The sequence below is a fragment of the Nocardia flavorosea NBRC 108225 genome, from assembly GCF_001613385.1.
In the GTDB taxonomy this organism is placed as follows: Bacteria; Actinomycetota; Actinomycetes; order Mycobacteriales; family Mycobacteriaceae; genus Nocardia; species Nocardia flavorosea.
Genome location: NZ_BDCG01000001.1, coordinates 1 through 22,700 on the forward strand (window position 1 = coordinate 1; position 22,700 = coordinate 22,700).

Below are 22,700 nucleotides of genomic sequence, written 5' to 3' on the forward strand. Positions count from 1 at the left end.
AGTGTCGAGAGCGGATCAACCGGACCGCGCCGGGTCCCCCCCAGCAGCCACGCAGGGGCGCGGTCGTGGTCCGTGCGGATCGCAGGCGCGGGAATCCGGCCGCCATCCCGCCGGCCCGCCCCGGCCTTCCGCACCCGCGCACCCGGCCGGACCGAGTCCGGTCGGCCGCCGAGGGGCGCGCCCTTGCGACTGCGCTCGTTCTTACGGCATCGGGATCGAAGGAAGAAGGACACCATGACCGCAACCCTCTCCGCTTCCGGACGGCATCCGCTCGCCCCGGTCGCCCCGCCCAGCATCGTCGCCGATCTCTATTCGAGCGCCGAGATCGCGGCCTTGTTCGGGGTGATCGCCGAGCACGGGCCGTGGCCGCTGGTGCTGGCGCACCATTTCACGTCGACCGAGGAGTATCTGGCGGTATCCGGCGGGGCAGACCGCAAAGCGGATGCGAAGCTCTCGGATTTCGCCGCCCCGGTGTTCCGCGGCTACCTCGCCAAAGAGGGCGTGGCCTTCTACGACGAGATCCGTGATATCTACCTGAGCCGCATGCTGCTCGAGCATGCGAAGAGCGTGCACGGTGCCCGTTACGGTATGGCCCATCACATGCTGTTCAATATGGCAGTCCCTTCGCACAGCTTCGACGCCGGTCATTTCGACAGCGGCAACTGGCGGGGGATGAGTTCGGTGGATACCCCGATCTGGTTGCTCAGTGTGATGGCGAAATCGGGTCTGTTCGACGAGTGGGAGGTCAAGACCTCCCAGGTGATCACCTACTTCTACGATTCCGACATCGACGGCGGGTTCACCTACTGGCCCGACGGGCCCGACCGCGCGCCGCAGCGACTGGCGGCGCCGTTCTGGAATACCGCTGTGCTCTCGGACAATTCGAAGATGTACCACCGGCGCGAGGCCAACGGCCCGCGGGACCGCCGCGATATGCCCGAGCTGGAAATGCATACGCGACTGCACGGCGACAACGGTCAATGGGTGGTGCGCAACGGTGATACGGAGCTCGGCCGGTACACCGACGGTGACGTCCGGACCCTCTTCCACTACACCGCACTCGTCTTCGACGACCGGCGCGACGCCGACCGCTATCTCGACCACACCGACGACCTCACCGCCGCCAAGGTCTTCGATGTTCTCGGCGACGACCTGAAACGCCGCGGTATCGAGTTCGATTTCCCGGCGGATCCGATGACCGACCGGGATTTCATCGCGCTGCTCACCGCCACCTACGCCATGGCTCCCGCCGAGTACCCGGCCGACGCCCCACTCGACATCAACTGACCACCGCCGCGATGCGCCGGCGAGCCATGGCCGCCGGGCCGGACGTCCACGACGGACTTCCGCAAACGCTCTTATGCGCTTTCGGGCCCGCCCAGCCGGATGAGGCGCAGATCGTCCGGGATCAGAACGCCCGGTAGCCCGGCCTGGGCACGGCGTCCGGCGGGCAGTCGTCGCCGACCGGGACCCGACGCTGCATGCTGTATCGCGCCGGCGCGGGCGCCCAACGGCCGGGTCCGAATCCGGTTGCGGTGGTGTCTGAACTGTGGGTTTCACTCCTCTCGGCGGCGAGTTTTCCCGCTGAATGGGAGGCCGTCGATCGGCCCCTCGCGCAGACCCTATCGTCCTGTCATGCCACGGACTTGTGACGCAGTTCACCGACGGAGATCCCGCTCGCCGAACCGCTCACACCGCGGCAATCCGCCCGCCGTAGGACGCCATGGGCCGTTGAACCGCTCGGTAGCGCCGGCGGCTCGGCCTCGCGAATGGGCGACCCGACGGCTTGTGCGCGCCGGTTCCACCGCCCGTGGCTGCCACCCGATCACTCTCCGGGGCCGACCCGATCGCCCGCTGCCGCGGGGATAGACCTCGGCTCACCGGTCATTGCCCTCGAAAGGCCCCGCATCATGACAAACCCCGTCGATACCGTAGCCGCCGCCGTCTCCGCGGCCGGCGCTCCGACGCTGGGGGCCCGCCGGGTCTCCGCCGGCTACTCCTGGCCGGAGTGCCCGCGATGGCACGCGGGCACCTTCTGGTTCTCCGATATGTACACGGGCACACTGAAAACGCTCGACGCCGAGGGCAACGCCACCGTCGTGGTGGACGCGACCGGACGCGCCGCCGGTACCGAGGTGCCGATCACGCTGGGCGGATTCGGCTGGCTGCCGGACGGGCGCCTGATCGTCGTGTCTATGCACGAGAAACTCGTGCTGGTGCACAACAGCGGAGCCCCCGACGACCTGAGCGTGTACGCCGATATCTCCGAGTACACCCTGGCCGCCGCCAACGATATGGTCGTCGACGCCGACGGCCGCGCCTACATCACTCAGCTCGGGTTCGACCTCTTCAAGGGCGACGAGCCGGTGGCCTCCCCGCTGATCGTGGTGGAGCCGGACGGCACCGTGTCGACCCCGGCCAAAGTCGGTCCGCTGATGTGCGGCAACGGTATCGCGATCAGCGACGACGGCACCGAGGTCTACGTGGCCGAGGTGATGGCCTTCAAGATCACGGTGATGGATCGCGCCGCGGACGGCACCCTGTCGAACCCGCGGGATTTCGCCACCTGCCCGTTCATGCCCGACGGGATCGGTCTCGACGCGGACGGCGGTGTCTGGGCGGCCATGCCCGGCGGCGGCTACGTCGCGCGTTTCACCGGCCAAGGGCTCACCCACGCGGTTTCGCTGCCGCTGGAGGACGGGATCGGCTCGGCCTGCCTGCTCGGCGGCCCGGACCGCAAAACCCTGTATATAACCGCTGGATTCGAGGTGTTCGACTTCGCGAAATCGGCCCGGGAAGCGCAGGGAACCATCTGGGTGGCCGATGTCGAGCATTCCGGCGGCGCCACCCGCCCCTGATCTGTCCGCAACCCATAGAAACTCTGAGGAAGACATGGCAACACTGGACTTCTCCGACCGCGTCGTCATCGTGACCGGCGCCGGCCGTGGTATCGGTCGCGCCCACGCGCTGCTGCTCGCTTCCCGCGGCGCATCGGTCGTGGTCGGTGATCTCGGCGCCCGCATCGACGGCGGCGGGGTCGACGGAGACGACCCGGCGGCGGAGGTCGTCGCGGAGATCACCGCCGCCGGCGGCAAGGCCGTCGCCTGCACCGGCGATGTATCCACCGAAGAAGGAGCTCGCGCGCTGGTCGATACGGCGGTCAGCTTCTTCGGTGGGCTGACCTCCGTCGTCAACAACGCCGGGATCGTGCGCACTGCCCCCTTCGCCGAAGTACCGGACGAGGAGTACCAGCGGCATCTCGACGTCCACTACTTCGGTGCCCTCCGGGTCATCCGCGCCGCGTGGCCGCACCTGCTGCAGGCCACCGCACCACGCATCGTGAACACCATTTCCCAAGCGATGCTGGGTAATCCGGGAATGTCGCACTACGGCGGTTCCAAGGGGGCGCTGTTCGGCCTCACCCGCAACCTCGCGCTCGAGGGCCTGGAAGCGGGTATCAAGGTCAACGCGATCGCGCCCGGTGCCGGTACCCGGATGGCCGAGGCCGCCGCCGGCACCTTGTCGCCGGAAGTCATGGAATACATGCGCACGGCGCTGCTGCCCGAGCACGTCGCCCCCGTCGTCGCCTACCTGCTACACCCCACTTGCGAGGTCACCGGCGAAGTGTTCAATGTGGCCGGCGGCATCGTGAACCGGCTGGCGCTGGTCAACACCGTGGGCATCCACGATCCCGGGCTCACCGTGGAAACCGTGGCCGACCGGTTCGACACGATCATGGCGATCACACCGGAAGCCATCCCCCAGGTCGTCGCGCCCGCGCAGCTGCCGGCCTCCTGATCCTCTACTCACAGCACATATTGGAGTGATCCGATGAGCACAACCGAGACGGCCGGCAATGTCGTGAGCACCGAATACCCGTTCCCGCCGGTGGCGCCGGACGAAGCACTGGAGCGATACCATGCGATCGCCGCCGATCGGCCGATGACCATGATGACCATGCCGTTCGGCGGCGACGTCTGGGTGATCCACCGCAACGCCGCGGCCCGGGAGATGCTGAGCGACGGTCGGTTCGTCCGCGAGCCGTTCCGGACCGGCGAGCGGGTGGTGCCGTATTTCGTGGAGTTCCCCGACTTCCTGAGGACCACCCTGCAATTCGAGGATCCGCCGCATCACACCAAGCTGCGGAAGCTGGTGCAGCGCTCGATCTCTCCGAAACGAGTGAAGGCAATGCGTGATTCGGCGGTGGAATTCGCCAACCATCTCATCGACGAGATGATCGCCAAGGGTGCACCGACCAACCTGGTGCACGACTACGCAGTCGCACTGCCGATCCAGATGCTGGCCAATCTGCTCGGCGTGCCTCCCGAGGATCGACCTAAGTTCCAGAAGTGGAGCTCCTCGACGCTTGCGGTGGCGAATATGCCGGAGGAAGCGGTCGTGGCGAACATGACCGAACTGGTCGTGTACATGATGAGCCTGATCGAGGAACGACGGAAGGAGCCGCGCGAGGATCTACTCAGCGATCTGGCCAACGCCCGGGACAAGGACGACAGCCTCACCGACGGTGAGATCCTCCCGATCGCACTGGTGCTCATCATCGGCGGATTCGACAATACGGCGAACTTCATCTGCGCGGGAGTGCACTCGCTGCTGAGTAATCCCGATCAGCTCGAGCTCTTCCGCGCTGATCCCGATGGTCTGGCGCCGACCGCGGTGGAGGAGATCCTGCGGCACGGCCGGATGGCGGTGGGGTCGACCGTCGCCGGTGGTGGCGGATTGGTGCCGTTCGTAGCGACAGAGGACGTGGAGCTGGACGGAAGACCCATCGCGAAAGGCGAAGCGATTCTGGTTGATCCGGGCTCGGTGAACCACGACGGCGTGGTCGTCGAGAACGACGGGGTGTTCGATATCCGGAGGTCGAACAATCCGCACTTGACCCTGAGCTACGGTCTGCATCACTGCCTCGGTGCGCCGCTGGCACGGATGGAGATGCAGGTCGGACTCGCCGAGCTGTTCAAACGACTGCCGAGCCTCCGTCTCGAGGGCGAGGCCGTGATCGATATGGACAACCTGACCCAGGCGGTCACCGATCTGCCGGTGTCCTGGTAGGAGCGCCCGATGCCGAAAGTGTTCTACACCCAGCCCGACGGCGCGGTGAAGGTGATCGACGGCGCCGTGGGGGATTCGGTGATGTCCACCGCAGTGAAGAACGGTGTGCGTGGCATCGTCGGTCAGTGCGGCGGCACCCTGTCGTGCGCAACGTGTCACGTGTACGTCGAGCGTGCCGAGCTGGGATATTTTGCCGGTCCCACTGAGGACGAGGACGATATGCTCGAATGCACCGCCGCCGACCGTGCGGACAATTCCCGGATGTCGTGTCAGCTGACCTTGGCCGACGGCGTGGACCTGCACGTGACCGTCCCCGATGAGCAGGTCTGACTGTGCGGGAAGCGGAAACGGTGCGCGCCGGAATGCCGCCGCGCAGCGTCGTGGTGGTGGGTGCCTCACACGCTGCGGTTCATTTTGCGGACCGCCTGCGCGAGACGGGCTTTACCGGAGAGATCACCCTTGTCTCCCACGAACCGCGACTGCCGTATCAACGGCCGCCTTTGTCCAAAGGATGGTTGAAAGGCGAAGTGACCAGCGAGTCGCTGCTGCTCCGCGATCCCACGCACTACGCCGACAAGGAGATCGAACTGATCACCGGTGCGCGGGTCGAACAGGTGACCCGCACACCGGCAGGGATCCGGATCGAATTCGCCGGCGAAGGCGGATCGTGCACCAGGGAGTTCGATCGACTGGTCTTGGCCACCGGCGCGCGCGCCCGGACCCTGGCGCTGCCCGGATCCGAACATCCCGATGTCGTGCGCCTGCGCGACCTCGGCCACGCCTCCGTATTGGCCGACCGGGTCCGCAAAGGTCCGATCGTGGTCATCGGCGGCGGCTTCGTCGGCCTGGAGGTCGCCGCCACCGCGCGGACCCTGGGTACGGAAGTGACCGTGATCGAGGCCGGGTCGCGATTATTGGGTCGTTCGGTGGGAGAAGTCACCGCGGAGGCGTTGCGTGCCGCGCACCGGGCCATCGGCACCGATATCGTCCTGGACGCGCAGCCGACGGCCATCACGATCGCAGACAACGGGATCCGCGGCGTCCGGCTCGACGACGGACGCGAGATTACCGCCACCACGGTACTGGTCGGGATCGGCGCCGAGCCGCGCACCGAACTGGCCTTCCAGCTTGGTCTGCGCTGCGCAGGCGGTGTGGTGGTCGACAATCGGTGCCTGACCTCCGACGGCCGGACGCTGGCCATCGGCGACTGCACCACCCGGGTATCGCCCACCGGCGGCCACTACCGGCTCGAATCGGTGGACAATGCCACCACCCAGGCCGAGGTCGCGGCCGCGGTACTGGCGGGGAGTACCGCACCGGTCCCGGCCGTACCGTGGTTCTGGTCGGACCAGGGCGACCAGAAACTGCAGATCGTCGGCCTGATAGGCGATCACACGTCGGTGGTGGTCCGCACCGATCCGGACAAGCCGCGGAGGCGGGTCGCACTGTACTTCGCGGGCGACGGCCTGGTGGCCGCCGAATGCCTGAACGCTCCGGCGGATTTCGTGGCACTGCGAGCGGCGCTGGGGCGCGGGCGACGACCGGGACCCGAAGAGTTGTCCGACAGCACTGTCCCGCTGAAGAAGCTGCTGACCTCCGGTGGCAGTGGCGCGATTGCGCGTCCGTGAAGTAGGCCGGGGAACCGTGTTCGCCGCGCTTGGACCCGTGAATCGGTCACCGGTCTCATAGAACAGGAGAGATCAAATGTCGGATGTGAGTGTTCACCCCGAGCGGCTCGTCACAGTGGCCGAATGGGACTACGAGGCCGATGTCGTGGTCGTCGGCTACGGAGTCGCGGGAGCAAGCGCGGCGATCGAGGCGGCCCGTGCGGGTGCCGATGTACTGGTGCTCGAGCGCACCGGGGGATGGGGTGGTGCGGAGGCGTTATCGGGTGGATTCATCTACCTCGGCGGCGGCACCGCCCTACAGCAGGCCCTCGGTTTCGAGGATTCGCCAGAGAACATGGAACGATTCCTGATGGCCGCACTCGGTCCGGGCACCGACGAGGCCAAGATCCACGACTACTGCCAGGGAAGTGTGGAGCATTTCGATTGGCTTGTCGCGCAGGGTGTTCCGTTCAAAGAGGAATTCTGGGGTGAACCCGGCTGGGAGCCGCCGGCCGATCAGGGCCTGATGTATTCCGGCGGCGAGAATGCCGCACCGCACAACACCCTCGCCGCACCGGCGCCGCGCGGTCATCTCCCGGAGATGGCGGATAAACACACCAGCGAGAAGGGCGGCGGTTTCATGCTGATGAAACCGCTCACCGATACCGCCACGGCGCTGGGTGTGCGCGCCGAATACGATCTGCGGCTGCAGCGCCTGATCGTCGACGAATCCGGCCGGGTGACCGGAGTGATGGCGAAGCGTTACGGCAAACCGGTGTACGTTCGCGCGCGCCGAGGCGTGGTGCTGGCAACCGGTAGCTTCGCCTACAACCAGGAGATGGTCGAGGCCTACACTCCGCTGCTCGTCAACCGGCCCGCCGCCGCCATCGAGGAACACGACGGTATCGGTATCCGGGTGGCGCAAGCCTTGGGCGCCCAACTGGCGCATATGGACGCCATCGAGGTCGCCATCTTCGCCGATCCGCAGATGATGGCGCGCGGAATTCTCGTCAACGGGCGCGGCCAGCGCTACATTCCCGAGGATTCCTACCCCAGCCATATCGGCCAGTCGACGCTGATCCGCCAGAACAACGAAGCTTTCCTGATCATCGACGAATCCGCCCTAGAGGAGGCGAACAACACCGTCTCGAGCAGTGCGGCGATGCGCAGCGTGCCGCCCACCTGGGTCGCGGAATCGGTGGAAGAGCTGGAATCGGATATCGGTTTCCCCGCCGGGGTTCTGCAGGCGACCGTCGAGGTCTACAACCGGCATGCGAAAGACGGCGCCGACCCGCTGCTGGGTAAGAAAACCCAGTGGGTGAAACCGATCGGCACCCCGCTGGCGGCCTACGACCTACGAAATCGCACGGGCGGCTTCACCCTCGGCGGATTGCGGACCGATCTCGACTCCCGGGTCGTGCACGTCTCCGGTGACCCGATCCCCGGCCTGTTCGCCGCGGGCCGCTGCACCTCGGGAATCAGCGCCGGCGGGTACGTCAGCGGGGCTTCCTTGGGGGACGGTAGCTTCTACGGTCGCCGCGCCGGTCGCGCGGCTGCCGGATCCTGACGTCCGCGGAAACGCCGACCGATGAATTCGGAACAGGCCGACTGGTGACCGAACCTGTACGAGGCATCCCTTCGCGGAGACCGAGCTGATCGGCCGACTGTTCTCCCGTGAAGGCGGGGCACCGAGATCCCGGTGCGGATTCCGCACGGTGGGATGAGCGGCGCATGCCACTCGGGCCACCTCTCCGGGTGGGCGGCTGTTGTGGCGCGCGGCTGGTAGAGGGCGTTGACCGCGAGATCACCGGTGCCCTCGGGCGCGGTGATCACCGGCGCGGGTGTTCCTGGTGTACGGCCGGGGGGATGCGTGCTGACCGTGTTGGGCTGCCGGCTGGTCCGCCGGCCCGCATACATCCAGTGCCGGATTGTCCGGTCGGCTCGGTTGCTTCTCATCGTCCTGCACGCGTGAGGTCATTGTGTCGAGTCCGCCTGAGTGCCGTGCCGGGTGGAAGGCGCATGATCACCGGATCCTTTGCAGGAGGTCGGTGTTGAGTCGCCGAACCAGTGCGCGCAGGCGTTCGTGCGAGGTGCCGCAGGTCGATCAGATGCCGGCCGGGATGATCGACCTGTATCTCCTGGTCCTCCAAGTGCACCGGCAAGGGCGCACCGAGTTCACCGCCAGTGAGCGAGCCCAGGTGGAATTCAGCCGCTACCGCTGTTTCCTGCTCGGGCTCCCCGAGGAATTGCTACCGACCACGCCCGCGGAGATCATCCACGTATTCCACGCCCGCGCCGTCCTTCTGCGTGACGCCTTCGACGACACCACCTGCGGCGAACTGATCCGCTCGACGATGGCCGCCTACCTCCGGCCGAACGACTCGTCGTACGACCGGATCGCCGACGCAGTCGAGAAGAGCTACAGCAAAGCAGGTTTCGTTGTGGCGTTCTGCCGCGGCAACCTGCGCATCGCCCGAGGTATGGGCGTATCCCTGGATCCGGCCGATATCGCGCGGATCGCAGTGACCGCCCCCTTCATCATCGGGCGGCTGCTGATCGTGGACCGCGCCCGCCGCATCCCGCGACTGGCGCCGATTGTCGACCGCTACCTGATCGGACTCATCGAGCGCCGGTTGGCCACCTACGGCAAACCAGAATTCGTCAGCGACGCCCGCACCTACACCCCGGCTCTGGGCTGACCGCGCAATCGATCCGGCCGCTGTGGCCCGGCCGCGTGGCTCTGACATGCCCGGTCCGCCCCTGGAACCGAGACAGCGCGCGGCACCGAAACCGGCTTCCACCGGATCTGACGACCGGTCACAGTGCGTTCCAAACCCATGGCTTCGCAATGTATCCGCGTAGACAGGCGATGCGGTGCGCGGCTTCCGCTCGTGCGGATTCATCGCGGTGGGATAAACCGATCGCGAAGGTCGTCCAGCGTATTTCCTGGATATCGGCGAAAAGGCGGAACATCGTGGATGTGGTCATGTCATGGCCGCCGTAGGCGGCGACGAAGGACCGGTAGTCGGCGGCCGTGAGGCGAGTGAAATCGGTGTGGTCGACGGCAAGTTGAACCAGATCCCATTCGGGTCGGCCTATAGAGACTTTGTCGAGGTCGAGGAAGACCGGTGTGCCGGAATGGGAAACTATGAGGTTTCCTTGCCAGGCGTCGCCGTGGATTACCGCTTTTCGTTCGGCGGGCGGAAGCTGCTCGTATTGCTGCCGAAGCGTCGAATAGTGCTGGATCAACCACTTCTGGTCCTCGTCGCCGATTGCCGTTGCCGCGGAGAGCTCCTCCAGGACACGGGCGAACGGCTGGTATTGCGGCAGTTCGAAAGTGGTCGGCGGGTCGAGCACATGGAGCCGGCGAAGGGCAGCACCGAGCTCGGCGGGGGTGGAGGGGCGGTGGTCGGGAATCAACCGCCACCAGGTGACAGGGCGGTTGTCGACAACGGTCGGCCGGTAGCGAGATTCCGAGGCTTCGACCGTGGGAATCCCGGATACGTTGAGCCATCGGGAAACTTGTAATTCCCGTTCTGCTGTGTCGATGCTGTTCGGCTTCCCGATCCGGGCGATGATCCCGTTTCTCAATTCAAAAATGTCATTGGATCCCGTCCGTAGCGGTGCTGCGTCGGTGGGATCGATTCCTGCGGCGGCGGCTGCCCGCCGGAGGATATCTGCCGATGCCGAGGCCGGGGTCATGACGCCGCCTCGGGCGCCGGCAGAGTCCCGATGGTGCGGCGGAGCTCAGCGACCTCGGTTATTCGCCGATAGGGCGCCGCGGCGGCGGCAAGACCTCGAAGCTCGTCGCGGATGCGCCGGGAGTGGAATTGCGCGGCGTCGGTCGTGATGCTGGTTCCCATGACGGCTGCCGCGCGGGGCTCGCCGAGTTGCATGGTGAGTGTGGCCAGCCGGATACGGGAGAAGGTCCTCGAGCGGGGATAACTCTCCGCTTGTAGTCGAATGGCTTCCTGGAGCCGGCGCGCGGCCAAGTCGGTGCGTCTGCGCGATACAGCAACAGTGACAAGGGCTTTGCCGGTACTTCCGAGGTGCTCGGCGTGGTCGTAGTAGCACATCCATGGTGCGTCCTCATCGGGCCGGCGGGTGGCGAAGTACTCGTCGGCGCGCGCGACCTCCGAGAGTGACTCGTCGGTGCGCTCGACTGCGGACAGAAACTGGGCGCGCAGTGCGGTGAGCATTGCACGGGTCGTGGCGGTGAGCCGGTCGGAGCGGACTTGTGCCAGTTCGATCAGTGACAGTGCGCCGTCGCTGTTGCCGATATAGGCGGTTTTCCGCGCCATATCGGCCAGAGTCGCCGCGCGTAACTCCCAGGATCCCGCGGCGTCGGCACACCAGAGTGCGAACCGGAAGCGTCGCTCGGCCGCGGGATAGTCGGCGATATCGAAGGCCGAGTAGGCGGCGACAGCGCTGAGGTTGCCGACTGCCTCGAACAGTGCCCGTCGTGTCGAAGGTGATGCCCGGCCGCGGAGGAGCGGCGCGAAAGCGCGCAGATGACCGGCTGCGCTCTCGGAAACCAGTCCACCACCGTGAAGGTTCTCCACCGAGGCCACTCGGCCAACGGCGTACTGGACCTTCTTTACTTCGGACAGCCCTACTCGAATCGGGCTCTGCGTTCCACGCAGGTAATCCCCAGGCACCAGCTCCGGATCGAACGGGCTGAACAAGTTGATCGCCAGCGCGTCCCGACGATCCTGGTCCGTTGTCCGGCGTACTGCTGCGAAGCCCAGCTCGGTTTCTGTCGCATTCAGAACGGCGCACAGCGCTTGGCGGTAATCCTTGCCCGGCCAGCGCACCGCGCCGCGCTCGTAGCGGGCGATCGTGTGAGCGTCGAGTTCGCAGCGCCGGCCTTTGGTTCGCCACAGGTAGTCGTTGACCGCCTCGGCCAATTCGGCGCGGGTCATCGACCGTTCCGCCGCGGTCGGCGACGGAGTCGCCTCTCGACGTTGCTGAAGTTTCAGATTCGGTGTCGACATCTCGCCCCTTCGATAGGCCAGGGCCAGTCTATTGACCCGACAGACCTCGGATCGGTTTCCGTCCGATCTGCCCCGCAACTTGCCCTCCACGGACCGTCGGCGATCTACAAGGCTTGGTGGGCAGCTCGAGAACGAGCCGGTTCAGGCAGACAACCTGATCCCGGCCGCTCGAAAAGATCGAGCACCGCTTCGTGGCGGCAGGCGACAGCCGGCCGGGGAGATGACAGGGAGACGATGTGATGCGGCCGATTGCGTTCGGTTGGATCGACCATGACACGAGCATCTCGCCCCATTGGGACCGGGCGCAGGTGCTACGCCTGGCAAAGCGACTCGGCTATCGCCTCATTTGGCCGGACGAACTTTCGGTGCTGTCCGTGGCCGACCAGGTCCGCAATTCCGGGGCGGACGTGGTGATTCTTCCTGCCCCCGATCATCTCGGCCCGCTGGAGTTGAATCGGGTCATGGGCGTTGCCGACGTGGAGACTGTCCTACCGCGTCTCAGTTTCGCACGCTGGGCGTTCGGGAAGGTATCGCCGTGAGCGCCCCGGTAATTGCAGGCTTCGCGATCGCGATTGGGCTTCCGGTACTCGTAATCGTGGCGACGATTTCGTGGCCATCGCGATGACCGCTACCGAAGCAGTGCCGCCGGGAGTGGCCGGCGGTGTGGGATCTACATCACGATGGTTGTCCAGACCGGGAGCAGTAGCAGCGCCACGAATGTGGTTTTGACTACTACCGATCCGGCGAAGTCGAGATCGCCACCGTAGCGACCGGCGAGAACGAAAACGTTCTGCGGCGTGGGCATCGCCGCGAGCATCGTGAGATAGGCCGGCCACGGATCGCTGATGGGAAGGACGTACTCGGCGAGACCGAAGACCATCAGCGGAAATATCACGCATTTGACGACGATGATCGCGTTCTCGTCCGGAGTCGCGCCGCGCAGGCGCAGTGTCGAGCCACCGAGGTGGAGGCCGAGGGCGATCAGCGCGACCGGAGACGCCGCCTCCCCGGCAAACGACAGGCCCGAGAGGACAGTTTCGGGGACCGTCAGCGACATGATGTTGCAGGCGATGGCAGCAGCGCAGGCTATGACGACGGGTGTTGTCAGGGCGGCCGTTACCGAGCGGGCGACGCTCACCGCGGGATGGCGGCCGGCAGTGCGGTGGTTCTCGGCGAGTTCCAGGATGATCAGCACGAGGACCGTCTGACAACAGACCTGCAGGACCAGGACGGGAAGGACAGGTGCGGCGTCGTCGAACAGTTGCACGAAAACGGGTATGGCGAAATAGGCGGTGTTGATCTGGCAGGCCGCCATCATTCGCAGTGCCGTACCCGCGGCGCCGACGTTGGTGAAGCGCCGGCAGAGTCCGCCGACGATCACCATGCCGGTCAGCGAGACCCCCGCATAGGTGGCGATCGCCTGGATATCGAAGAGTTGCCGGAGATCGCTCGCGTACAACTCCGGAAAGAGGAAGGCCGGGATCAGCAGCAGGAAAGTCAGGTCGCACAGCGGTTTCGAGACCTCGGCGGCGATGATTTTGCGGTGCGCCAGCCACCACCCGGCGACGACGAGTACAGCGATGGGTACGAGCTGGATGACTGTGCCGGCAACGCCGTTCACCGTGCCCACTCGGCGGCGGCGGGTACAACGGGGCGTCTATCGCGGCGCCGGGGAGTCGAAGTCGAACGCACCGAACCAGCATCGCGGCGATTCAGGGGTCCGGCCCGGTGTGTTCCCGCTGAGCAAGAGGGCAACGGGTTCTGCGGCTGGAAACATTGTCGGGCAATGAACCGCGCCCGTGAGTCCTCGAATTGCGCAGTTATCGGAATCGTGCCGCGACCAGGGCGCCCACCTCTGATATCGCCGCCCGCGCCCGGGCAACCGACGGGGCCTGCATAGCAAACCCGTGGCCCATGCCGGGGTAACGGAGCTGGGCAGTGGGGACGCCGGCCGCGCGGAGTCGATCGCCGTAGGCCTCTACGGCGTCGCGGAGGGGGTCGCCGTATCCGACGGCGAGGATTGCCGGGGGGAGGCCTGCCAGAGAGTCGGTGAGGGCGGGGACACCGTAGGAGTCGTCGGTGGCGGGGTCGTCGCCGAGGTAGAGGTTCTTCATCCAGTCGATGTCCTCGGCGGTGAGGAACGGTGAATCGCCGAACTCGCGCATGGAGGGGCGGTCGGTGCGGCGTTCGAGGCCGGGATAGAACAGCACCTGCTGGGCGATGGCCGGACCGTTCTCGTCGCGGCTGCGCAGGGCGGTGGCGGTGGCCAGGCTGCCGCCGGCACTGTCGCCGCCGACGCCGATGCGGGCCGGGTCCACGCCCTGGTCGGTGGCGTTGTCCGTGAGCCAGTGCAGGGCGGCGTAGGCCTCGTCGTTGGCGACGGGGTAGCGGTGTTCGGGGGCGAGCCGGTAGTCGACATTGCAGACGACGGCGCCGGTGGCGTCGGCGATATCGCGGGCCAGGCGGTCGAACGAGTGCAGCGAACCCATGATCATGCCGCCGCCGTGGAACCACACCAGGGCCGGTGCGTTCTCCGGCGGGGCGGCCGGTGGGCGGTATAAGCGCAGCGGGATCGGGCCGTGCGGGCCGTCGACGGTGGCGTCGCGGACCGACTGCATCTGGGGCCCGGCTGGGCGTTCGATCGATTCCAGCGCGCGGCGGGCGCCCTCCACTCCGACGGCACGCAACGATCCGGACCGGCTCGAACGCGCGATGATCGCGGCCACGTCGGGATCCCAGGTCGGCTGGGCGGGGGTGGTATCAGTCGGTGTGGACATCGGCTATTCCTCGCGGTCGGCGGGGTCGGGCGGTCTGCGCACCATGGTGCGGGTGGCGCTGAGCATGACCTCGGCACTGGTTTCCCCGCCCCGGCGGTGCAGGTTCATCAATTCCCCGAGGCGGTCGTTGTCGTGGTCGTCGAGCGCCTCGATCATCTGGTCGTGTTCGGCGATCACCCGCGCGCGGGCGGCGGGGTCGTACAGGTACGCGGCGTGGTACGGCATCGCGAGCGTCCACAGCCGGCGCACTTCGGCGACGACCAGGTTCAGCGGGGACTGTTCGAAAATGGCGAAGTGGAAGGCATGGTTGTGCAGCCGCATCGCCAGCAGATCGCCGTGTTCGGCGGCTTCGACGACGAGCTCGCCGAGGCGGCGGACCTCGTCGAGCGCCTCGTCGGTGAACCGGGGCAGGGTGGCGATGATCTCCCGTTCGAGAGCTGCCCGCATCAGATAGATCTGGTCGAAATCCGATTGCCGCAGCCGCGCGACCGTGTAGCCCACATTGTGTTCGTGGTCGACCAGCCCGGCCGCGGCGAGCTGGCGCAGCGCCTCCCGGATGGGGAGCCGGCTGACGCCGAGGCGTTCGGCCATCAGCACTTGGCGGATCGGCTGTCCGGGCAGGAGTTCACCGGTGACGATGAGTCGTTCGATCTCTTCGACGACTCGTGCCGCCGCCCGTTCGCTGTCGCGCCCGCGGTCGGCGGGCGCGGTATCTCCGCTGGGTCTGCTCACGGGTGTCCGAAGATACCAGCCCCGCGGAGTTCCTCGATGCGATCGGTGCCGTAACCCATCGCGGCGAGGACAGCGGTCGTGTCGGAGCCGAGGGGGACGGCGGGCCGCGGCCGGCGCCGGGGCGATCGGCCCAGGGCGATCGGGACACCGATTCCGCGATAGTCGTCGTCATCGATGAACAGGCCGCGATGCCGGACTTGTGCGGACTGCAGCGCTTCGGCGACCGTGTGGACCGGGCTCGCGGGTACGCCGGCTTCTTCGAGCCGCCGGCCCAGGTCCTCGCGCGAATACTGCGCGATGCGCTCGCCGAGCATTGCCACTAATTCTTCCCGGTGGGCGTAACGATCGCTGTTGTCCGCGAAGCGTGGATCGTCGGCGAGACCGGGGAGCCCGAGAGTTTCGGCGAGCGAACGGAACTGGCGGTTGTTGGCCGCGCTCACGAAGAAATCGCCGTTCGCGGCCCGGAAAACCTGGTACGGCGCCACGGTCGGATGGAAATCGCCGGTCCGCTGGGGCACCTTGCCGCCCACCATCCAGTTGGACGCATGCGGGTGCAGGATGGAGACGACGGAGTCCAGAAGCGTGATATCAACCAGCTGCCCCAGCCCGCTGCGCCCGCGTTCGAGCATCGCCAGCAGGATGCCGCTCACCGCCATATTGGCGGCGACGATATCGACGATGGGGATCCCGACCCGCAGCGGGTTGCCGTCGGGATAGCCGTTGATGCTCATCAGGCCGCCGAAGGATTGCAGTACCGCGTCGTAGCCGGGCAGTCCCCCCATCGGCCCGTCTACACCGAAACCCGTGATCCGGCAGTAGATCATCTGTGGATGCTGTTCACTGAGCAAGGTTTCGTAATCGAATCCCCAGCGCGCCATGGTGCCCGCCTTGAAGTTCTCGATCACGATATCGGCGCCGGCGAGCAGGTGCGCGAGGATCTCCCGGCCCGCGTCGGTGCGCAGGTCCAGACTGATGTTGTCCTTGCTGTGGTTGAGGCTCGCGTAGTAGGCGCTGCTCGCACCGGATTCGAGGAAGGGTGGGCCCCAGCCGCGGGTCTCGTCCCCGGTGGGCGCTTCCACTTTGATGACCTCGGCGCCGTGGTCGGCCAGGATCTGGGCGGTGTAGGGACCGGCGAGTACTCGGCTCAGGTCGAGTACCCGCACTCCGGTGAGTACCCCCTTGCCGGTGGCCGTGTCTGCGGCGCGCCAGGCGGCCCGGCCGTCGATAGCAGGCGCGGTCGGATCGTGCGCGGCGTGCGTGGTGACGGTCATCGAGTGTTCCCTTCTGCCGCCGCGGCGGTGCCCTCGTGACCGGAGCCGGTCACGAGGTCCCAGACGTCGGCGCCGCCCTCGAGGATTCGGCCGGCCAGGACACCGGCCCAGTAGCGTTCCGAGCCGTACCGTTCCCGCCAGGCCAGCAGTGCCGTGGTGGATCGGCCGAGCGGATGTTCGGCGGTGAAACCGATCGCGCCGTGGAGCTGGTGGCCCGCGGCGGCGATCTCCCGGGCCGATTCGGAGGTCACCACTTTGGCGGCGGCGATCGCGGTCCGGGCCCGGTCCGGGTGCGTGCCGGCTTTCTCGGCCACCGCGGTTTCGGCGGCTGTTTCCGTGAGCGCGGTCAGTGCCGCCAGGCCGGCGAGCCGCTGCTGCACGGCCTGGAATTTGCTCAGCGGGCGACCGAACTGGGTGCGCTGTCCGGCGTAGTCCACGGTCCGGTCGCAGACCGCGCGCGCTGCCGCGGCCAGCGCGACGGCGTAGGCCAGTGCTCCGCGTTCACCGAGTTCGGTGCCGTCTACCGGGGATTCGGCATACGACTCGACCGCGGCGGCATCGAAGTCGTAATCGGCCATCGCGGCACCGAGCAGATCTGTCCCGGGGGTAGCGGTGACGCCGGTGCCGGCGGGGGAGAGGATCGCGACCGCGGGGCGGCGGTCGGCGGCGTCCGTGTCGAGCAGTATCACCAGCCGGTCGGCGTCGGGGCCGTGCACCACCGCTCGCGCCGAGCCGTCCAGCACGAGCCCGCTGTCTTCGGTTTCACGGATCACGGCATCGGTCTCCGCGCGGGCGATCGTCGCTGTATACGCGCCCAGGGAAATACCGCAGCGGGCCGCCAGCCAGCGGGCCAGCACGGTGTGCTCGATGAGCATGGTGAGCGCACCGCCGGTGACCGCGGCCGAGACGACGGTGAGCGCCTCCGCGAGGGTGCCGCCGCTGCCGTCGTGGTCTTCGGGGATACCGACCCCGGTGAAACCGGCCTCGGTGAGCGCCGACCAGACAGCACTGTCCACACCGGCGGCGGGAGTGGTGGTGTCCACGCCCGCCCGCTCGATCATCGCCCGGGTCGTCGCGCGTAGTTCGGAATTCGGGTCCGTCATCGCAATCCCATTCCGCGGGCGACGATTCCGCGAAGAATCTCGTTCGTCCCGCCACGTAGTGTGAACGCCGGAATATGCAGCATGCTGTTCGCCAGCAGGCGGGCGAAGGGATCGCCGCCGGTGCGCCGGGGGTCGGTGGTGCAGGCGGCCCGCACCGCCTCCACGAGGTCGCCCTCGAAGGCCGAGCCGAGGTCTTTCACCATCGCCGCGCGCACATCGGGCCGGCCTCCCGTGGCCAGTTCGGTCGCCACCGACAATGACATCCGGCGCAGCGCCCAGGCGCGCGCGGTGAGCGAACCCAGCGTGACCCGCTGTTCCTCGGTGGCTCCCGACCGGCGCAGTTCATCGGCCCAGGCCCGTAGCAGCGGCATCGTGGACAGGTACCGTTCGGGACCGGAGCGTTCGAACGCGAGCTCACGCATCACCTGGGCCCAGCCTTCGCCCCGCCGGCCCAGCAGTGCTTCCGGCCCGACGTGCGCGTCGTGGAAGATCACCTCGTTGAAATGCGCCTCGCCGTCGATACTGCGCAGCGGTCGCACCTCGATATCAGGGTGGGGCAGGTCCACCAGGAACTGGGACAGCCCGGCCTGCCGGTCACCGGGTTCGCCGTCGCTGCGGGCGAGGAGCACCATGGCGTGCGCCATATGCGCGCCGGTGGTCCACACCTTGGTGCCGGTGAGTGTCCAGGAGCCGTCGTCGTGGGCAACAGCCCGGGTGCGGACGGCGGCGAGATCGGACCCGGCATCGGGTTCACTCATGCCGATCGCGAAGAACAATGTCCCCGCGGCGATGCCGGGCAGATAGCGCTTCTTCTGCTCCTCGGTGCCGTTGGCGAGGATCCCCGGTGCCATCTGGCGGTCGGCGATCCAGTGCGCGGCGACAGGGGCACCGTGGGCGAGGAGTTCCTCGGTCACCACGAAACGTTCGACCGGGGATCTGTCGTGACCGCCGTAGGCCGGCGGCAGTGTCATCCCGAGCCAGCCCTGCTCTCCGAGCCGGGCACTGAACTCCGGATCGAATCCGCTCATCCAATTGTCCACGGCCGGAACGAAAGCGCCCGACGCGAGCTGATCGTTCAGGAACGCGCGCACCTCGGTGCGCAGCGCGTGCAGTTCCGGGCTCTCGGCCACCGGCGATCCGGCTTCGGCGGCCGTCATCGGCCCGGACCACGCGACGACCAGGATGCCTGCCCCTTGCGCGACATCGACCACATCTGCACGCCGCGTTCGATCTCGAGTGCCGACGACCAGCTGACCGCCGGCGGCCCGAGTTCGAGGCGGGCGCTGGTCATGATCCGCCGGGCGAGTTCGGGATCGGCGGCCGGCGCGGCGGTGAGCTCGGCGATGAGCGTATCGAGATCGGCTTCGGGGACGGCGGCATAGGCGAGGCCGCAGGCGGCGGCCTCGGTGCCGGTCATCGAGCGTCCGCATGCGGCCAGTGCCACGGTCCGGGACCAGCCGACCGCGCGGCCGAGCAGGGCGAGGTGGCCGCCGCCGGGGTGGATATTGCGGGCCAGGAACCCGCTGTCCAGCACCGAATCCGGGGTCACCACCATGATGTCGGCGGCCAGAGCCAGGTTGAGGCCCGCGCCGACGGCGCCGCCGACGACCCGGGCGATCGTGGGCACCGGCAGGGACCCGACGCGCACGAAGGCGCCGTAGACCGCCGAGGTACGGCGCACGGCCTCGGGAGACGCCGGATCGGCGGAGGAGGCCGCGAGATCGCGGGTATCCGCGCCACTGCAGAAGTACGCGCCGGCGGAACGGACGACTACCGCGCCGATGGTGGGATCGTTTTCCACCCGATCGCAGAATTCGCCGATGAGCGCGGCCATCTCGAGGGTGATCGCGTTCTTGCGGCGGGGATTGTCGAGGGTCAGCTGCGCGACACCGCCGGTGAACTCGGTCGAAACCGAGGCCACCGGCGGATCGCCGACCGGATCGTCTGGCATCATGGACCCGACCGTAGCAGATTGGATCCAAAATAAAATCCACTATTGATTGACAATCTGTGGTGCGGGCCCGGAAGGTTGGCAGCAGCGAAAAGCGCCCCCGGGGCTCTCCGGCGGCGGCAGAGAGGAGCACTCGTGTTCGAGTTGAACGGGCGGATCGCCCTGGTGTCCGGAGCAGGTCAGAGCGTCGGTGAAGGGATCGCGACCGTTCTCGCGCGCCAGGGCGCCACGGTGATCGTCAACGATCTGTTCGATGAGCGCGCCGACCGGGTTGCCGCGAAAATCGTTGCCGAGGGCAACAAGGCGATCGCGAAGGCGTTCGACGTCACCGATTACGAGGCGACCGTCGCGGCCGTCCGCGCCGCCGAAGCCGAACTGGGCGGGCAGGTGAACATCCTGGTGAACAATGCCGGGGTCGCGGAGACGAGAGTTATCAAGCCGTTCCGCGAGCTCACCCCGGATCAGTGGCCGCCGTCGATCGATCTCAACATCTACGGTGCGATGAACTGCATCAAGGCGGTGCTCGACGGTATGTGTGATGCCGGTTGGGGCCGGATCGTGCAGATCTCGTCGGGCTCGGCGCGAACGGGGCAGAACATCAACTACTCGATGTATGCCACCGGCAAGAGCGGTATCGAGGGTTTCATCCGGCATCTGGCGGCGGAGAACGGCCGGTACGGGGTGACGGCGAATATCGTCGCACTCGGTCAGCAGGCCAACCTGGCGGAGAAAATGACCCCGGAGATGATCGACAAGATCATCGCGACCATCCCGATCGGGCGGCTCGGCGATCCGATCGAGGTCGGGGCTTTCTGCGCGTACCTGGCCTCGAACGAGTCCGGGGGGATGACCGGCCAGACCCTGGACTTCAACGGTGGGTCGCAGACCCGATGAGCGGTACATCGGCACCGGCCGCAACGGTCCTGTCACTGAGCGCGTTCCGGGTCACCGACCTCGCGAAATCGACGGAGTTCTACACCGCCGGATGCGGCTTCGAGGTGGAACGTGAGTTCGCCACGGCCACCTTCGACGCGGTGATCCTGCGTGCCGGCCCGGCCGGCATCGAACTCGTAGCACCGCGCGACGAGCCACAGCCTCCGCAACCCGGCAATATGTTCGTGAAGCTCGTTCTCAACACTCCGGACGTTCCCGGACTCCTCGCCCGCGCCTGCCGGTACGGCGGCACCGAGGAGAAACCGGTCACCGTGCTCCCAGAATTCGGTGGGGTGACCATAGCCATCCTGAGAGACCCCGACGGGTACCAGATCGAACTGGTCGGGCGGCCGAGCGAATCGGTGTAACCACTCAGCGGGAGCAGGCCGGTACCACGCCTCAGCCCTCCTCTAACGTCTCGGCATCTCACCGGGAACAGTGGCAGGGAGTGCAGTCGACGATGACGTGGGACAAAACGTATGACGTAGTGGTGGTGGGCTCCGGCGGGGCCGCCCTCGCCGGAGCGCTGGCCGCCGCCCACCGGGGTCTGTCGACCTGCGTGATCGAGAAGACGGACCGTTTCGGCGGAACGTCGGCGTATTCGGGCGGCAGCGTCTGGCTGCCCGGAAACCATGTGCTCGCGCGGCAGGGCGTGGACGACACCGTCGAGAAGGGACTCACCTACTTCGGCGCCGTGGTCGGCGACCGGACGCGGCCGGAGGTGCAGCGGGCCTACCTCGAAACCGGTCCGGTCGTCGCCGACTTTCTCGAGAACACCGTGGGCATCCCGCTCGACCACCGGCCGTTCCCTGATTACTTCGACGCACCCGGTCGAAGCGATAACGGCCGCAGTATTTTCGCCGGCCCCATCTCGGCCGGCGAGGTCGGTGATCGGCTGGCCGATGTGCGGCCGACGGTGGCCGCTGACCAGTTCGGCGCAGCCGCCGACCGGTCCACCCTCGACGGGGGCCAGGCCTGGATCGCGCGAATGGTGCTCGCCCTGGATGCGACGGGGCGCGCCGACCTGCTGTTGTCGACCGGTGCCGAGCGTCTGGTGCAGGACCAATCCGGCGAGGTGACCGGAGTGGTTGCGGCCACCCCCGACGGTGCCCAGACGCGGATTCGGGCGCGGGCCGGGGTCCTGCTCGCCGCGGGTGGGTTCGAACGCTCGGCGGAGCTGCGCAAACGCTGGCAGAACATGCCGACGGCCGACTGGTCGTCCTCGCATCCACGCACCGGCGGCGGTGACGCCGTCGTGATGCTGAGCGCGGTAGGCGCCGCGCTCGACCTCCTGGATCAATCGTGGTGGTGCCCCGCGACCCCGTTTCCCAACGGGCATGCTGCCTTCACTCTCGGCATGCGTTCCGGGATCATCGTCGATGGGCGGGGTCGCCGGTTCGCCGACGAGATGCTGCCCTATGACCAGATGGGCCGTGCGATGCGCGCGCAGATGGCGGCCGGCAGCGAGGAATTCTGGTTCGTCTTCGACAACAGCTCCGGTGACCGGCTGCCCGCGATCTGCGTTCCCGAACCCGACCGCGGCGAGTTGACGGCGGCCGGCCTGTGGCATACCGCCGAGACCGTCGCGGATCTCGCCCGGTCGCTGGGTATCGACCCGGCGGAACTGAGTGCGACCGTCGACCGGTTCAATGAACTGGCCGAGCGCGGTTCGGACGAGGATTTCCACCGCGGCGAGGACCCGTTCGGGCGGTTCTTCGTCGGTGCGACCGATGCGGCGCAGTGCCTGCGGCCGCTCGGTGGAACCCGGTTCCATGCGGTGCGGCTGGTCGCCGGTGACCTCGGAACGAAGGGCGGTGCGGTGATCAACCGGGATGGTGCGGTGCAGCGGCCGGACGGCTCGGTGATCACCGGCCTCTACGCCGCGGGCAACTCCTCCGCCTCGGTCTCGGGTGAGGTCTACCCCGGTCCCGGTGTCCCACTCGGCTCCGGCATGGTGATGGCCTATCGCGCCGTGGCGAAAATGGCCACACGGATAGGCGAGACAGGGGCCGTCACGCCGTCCTGACGCGAAAGAGTCCGAACCTGGGTCGGATTCGAACCTTGTTCTTGCTGTGCTCATTCGACATACAAGGCCATTCCGCCCGGGGCGATCGCATATCCCGCTGAACGGGTCTCTGGATACCAGAATTCTGTCGAAAGTTTTTTTTCAGAAATTCTCTGCTGATCCGCGCGGTCTGCCCACGCGAGGACGACGAGCGTGGATTCTGCCGCCGTGTGGCTGTCCGGGCGCAGCAGGGTGAC

Annotated in this window: 21 protein-coding genes; 12 read left to right on the forward strand and 9 right to left on the reverse strand. The window is 67.2% G+C overall.

The window, feature by feature from the left end; genetic code table 11:
- Positions 1 to 234 precede the first annotated feature (234 nt).
- The 8 genes from NFL01S_RS00005 (at position 235) to NFL01S_RS00040 (ending at position 9,376) form a co-directional block, all read left to right on the forward strand.
- On the forward strand, positions 235 to 1,287 hold the full coding sequence (locus tag NFL01S_RS00005; RefSeq protein WP_062970159.1) for a hypothetical protein: 1,053 nt from the start codon (positions 235 to 237) through the stop codon (positions 1,285 to 1,287).
- A 623-nt stretch (positions 1,288 to 1,910) separates the two neighbouring features.
- Complete coding sequence (locus NFL01S_RS00010; protein WP_062970161.1) at positions 1,911 to 2,858, forward strand: SMP-30/gluconolactonase/LRE family protein; 948 nt, start codon at positions 1,911 to 1,913, stop codon at positions 2,856 to 2,858.
- A gap of 34 nt (positions 2,859 to 2,892) precedes the next feature.
- Positions 2,893 to 3,798 carry an SDR family NAD(P)-dependent oxidoreductase gene (locus tag NFL01S_RS00015; protein WP_062970163.1) on the forward strand — a complete coding sequence of 302 codons (906 nt, stop codon included), beginning with the start codon at positions 2,893 to 2,895 and terminating at the stop codon, positions 3,796 to 3,798.
- A gap of 33 nt (positions 3,799 to 3,831) precedes the next feature.
- A complete protein-coding gene (locus tag NFL01S_RS00020) occupies positions 3,832 to 5,070 on the forward strand; it encodes a cytochrome P450 (RefSeq protein ID WP_062970165.1) in 1,239 nt (412 codons plus the stop codon).
- Between the two features lie 9 nt (positions 5,071 to 5,079).
- Complete coding sequence (locus NFL01S_RS00025; protein WP_062970166.1) at positions 5,080 to 5,400, forward strand: 2Fe-2S iron-sulfur cluster-binding protein; 321 nt, start codon at positions 5,080 to 5,082, stop codon at positions 5,398 to 5,400.
- Between the two features lie 32 nt (positions 5,401 to 5,432).
- On the forward strand, positions 5,433 to 6,698 hold the full coding sequence (locus tag NFL01S_RS00030; RefSeq protein WP_062970363.1) for an NAD(P)/FAD-dependent oxidoreductase: 1,266 nt from the start codon (positions 5,433 to 5,435) through the stop codon (positions 6,696 to 6,698).
- 76 nt (positions 6,699 to 6,774) lie between these two features.
- The gene (locus NFL01S_RS00035; protein WP_062970168.1) at positions 6,775 to 8,244 is read left to right on the forward strand and encodes an FAD-dependent oxidoreductase; all 1,470 of its coding nucleotides are present in this window, start codon (positions 6,775 to 6,777) and stop codon (positions 8,242 to 8,244) included.
- Positions 8,245 to 8,728: 484 nt separating this feature from the next.
- Positions 8,729 to 9,376, forward strand: coding sequence for an oxygenase MpaB family protein (locus NFL01S_RS00040; RefSeq protein WP_307614428.1), 648 nt, complete (start codon positions 8,729 to 8,731; stop codon positions 9,374 to 9,376).
- Positions 9,377 to 9,494: 118 nt separating this feature from the next.
- Here NFL01S_RS00040 and NFL01S_RS00045 read toward each other — a convergent pair whose 3' ends face one another.
- Positions 9,495 to 10,379, reverse strand: a complete 885-nt coding sequence (locus NFL01S_RS00045) for a phosphotransferase enzyme family protein (RefSeq protein WP_063915764.1) — start codon at positions 10,377 to 10,379, stop codon at positions 9,495 to 9,497.
- Entirely contained in the window at positions 10,376 to 11,671 is a 1,296-nt protein-coding gene (locus NFL01S_RS00050) for an NsdA family TPR-like regulatory protein (protein WP_245670459.1), read from the reverse strand. Before NFL01S_RS00050 ends, NFL01S_RS00045 begins: the two co-directional genes overlap by 4 nt.
- 239 nt (positions 11,672 to 11,910) lie before the next feature.
- On the opposite strand from NFL01S_RS00050, the gene NFL01S_RS00055 reads away from it, so the two are divergent.
- Positions 11,911 to 12,210, forward strand: coding sequence for a hypothetical protein (locus tag NFL01S_RS00055; RefSeq protein ID WP_062970170.1), 300 nt, complete (start codon positions 11,911 to 11,913; stop codon positions 12,208 to 12,210).
- A gap of 131 nt (positions 12,211 to 12,341) precedes the next feature.
- Here NFL01S_RS00055 and NFL01S_RS00060 read toward each other — a convergent pair whose 3' ends face one another.
- The 7 genes from NFL01S_RS00060 to NFL01S_RS00090 form a co-directional block, all read right to left on the reverse strand.
- Positions 12,342 to 13,292, reverse strand: a complete 951-nt coding sequence (locus NFL01S_RS00060; protein WP_063915773.1) for an AEC family transporter — start codon at positions 13,290 to 13,292, stop codon at positions 12,342 to 12,344.
- 199 nt (positions 13,293 to 13,491) lie between these two features.
- Positions 13,492 to 14,448, reverse strand: a complete 957-nt coding sequence (locus NFL01S_RS00065; RefSeq protein WP_062970174.1) for an alpha/beta hydrolase — start codon at positions 14,446 to 14,448, stop codon at positions 13,492 to 13,494.
- 3 nt (positions 14,449 to 14,451) lie between these two features.
- On the reverse strand, positions 14,452 to 15,180 hold the full coding sequence (locus NFL01S_RS00070; protein ID WP_062970176.1) for a GntR family transcriptional regulator: 729 nt from the start codon (positions 15,178 to 15,180) through the stop codon (positions 14,452 to 14,454).
- Positions 15,177 to 16,451 (reverse strand): CaiB/BaiF CoA transferase family protein, encoded by a 1,275-nt coding sequence (locus tag NFL01S_RS00075; protein WP_062970178.1) that lies wholly within the window; start codon positions 16,449 to 16,451, stop codon positions 15,177 to 15,179. Before NFL01S_RS00075 ends, NFL01S_RS00070 begins: the two co-directional genes overlap by 4 nt.
- Positions 16,448 to 17,554: an acyl-CoA dehydrogenase family protein gene (locus NFL01S_RS00080; RefSeq protein WP_062970180.1), complete on the reverse strand. Its 1,107-nt coding sequence runs from the start codon at positions 17,552 to 17,554 to the stop codon at positions 16,448 to 16,450. Before NFL01S_RS00080 ends, NFL01S_RS00075 begins: the two co-directional genes overlap by 4 nt.
- The gene (locus tag NFL01S_RS00085) at positions 17,551 to 18,711 is read right to left on the reverse strand and encodes an acyl-CoA dehydrogenase family protein (RefSeq protein ID WP_062970369.1); all 1,161 of its coding nucleotides are present in this window, start codon (positions 18,709 to 18,711) and stop codon (positions 17,551 to 17,553) included. The genes NFL01S_RS00080 and NFL01S_RS00085 overlap by 4 nt, the downstream gene beginning before the upstream one ends.
- A complete protein-coding gene (locus NFL01S_RS00090; RefSeq protein WP_157116096.1) occupies positions 18,708 to 19,508 on the reverse strand; it encodes an enoyl-CoA hydratase-related protein in 801 nt (266 codons plus the stop codon). Before NFL01S_RS00090 ends, NFL01S_RS00085 begins: the two co-directional genes overlap by 4 nt.
- 132 nt (positions 19,509 to 19,640) lie before the next feature.
- Here NFL01S_RS00090 and NFL01S_RS00095 point away from each other — a divergent pair, with 132 nt between their 5' ends.
- From NFL01S_RS00095 to NFL01S_RS00105, 3 genes are all read left to right on the forward strand, one after another.
- Positions 19,641 to 20,399, forward strand: a complete 759-nt coding sequence (locus tag NFL01S_RS00095; RefSeq protein WP_062970182.1) for an SDR family NAD(P)-dependent oxidoreductase — start codon at positions 19,641 to 19,643, stop codon at positions 20,397 to 20,399.
- Positions 20,396 to 20,806: a VOC family protein gene (locus NFL01S_RS00100; RefSeq protein ID WP_062970184.1), complete on the forward strand. Its 411-nt coding sequence runs from the start codon at positions 20,396 to 20,398 to the stop codon at positions 20,804 to 20,806. Before NFL01S_RS00095 ends, NFL01S_RS00100 begins: the two co-directional genes overlap by 4 nt.
- Positions 20,807 to 20,898: 92 nt before the next feature.
- Positions 20,899 to 22,464 (forward strand): FAD-dependent oxidoreductase, encoded by a 1,566-nt coding sequence (locus NFL01S_RS00105; RefSeq protein ID WP_062970186.1) that lies wholly within the window; start codon positions 20,899 to 20,901, stop codon positions 22,462 to 22,464.
- The last annotated feature ends 236 nt before the right edge of the window (positions 22,465 to 22,700 follow it).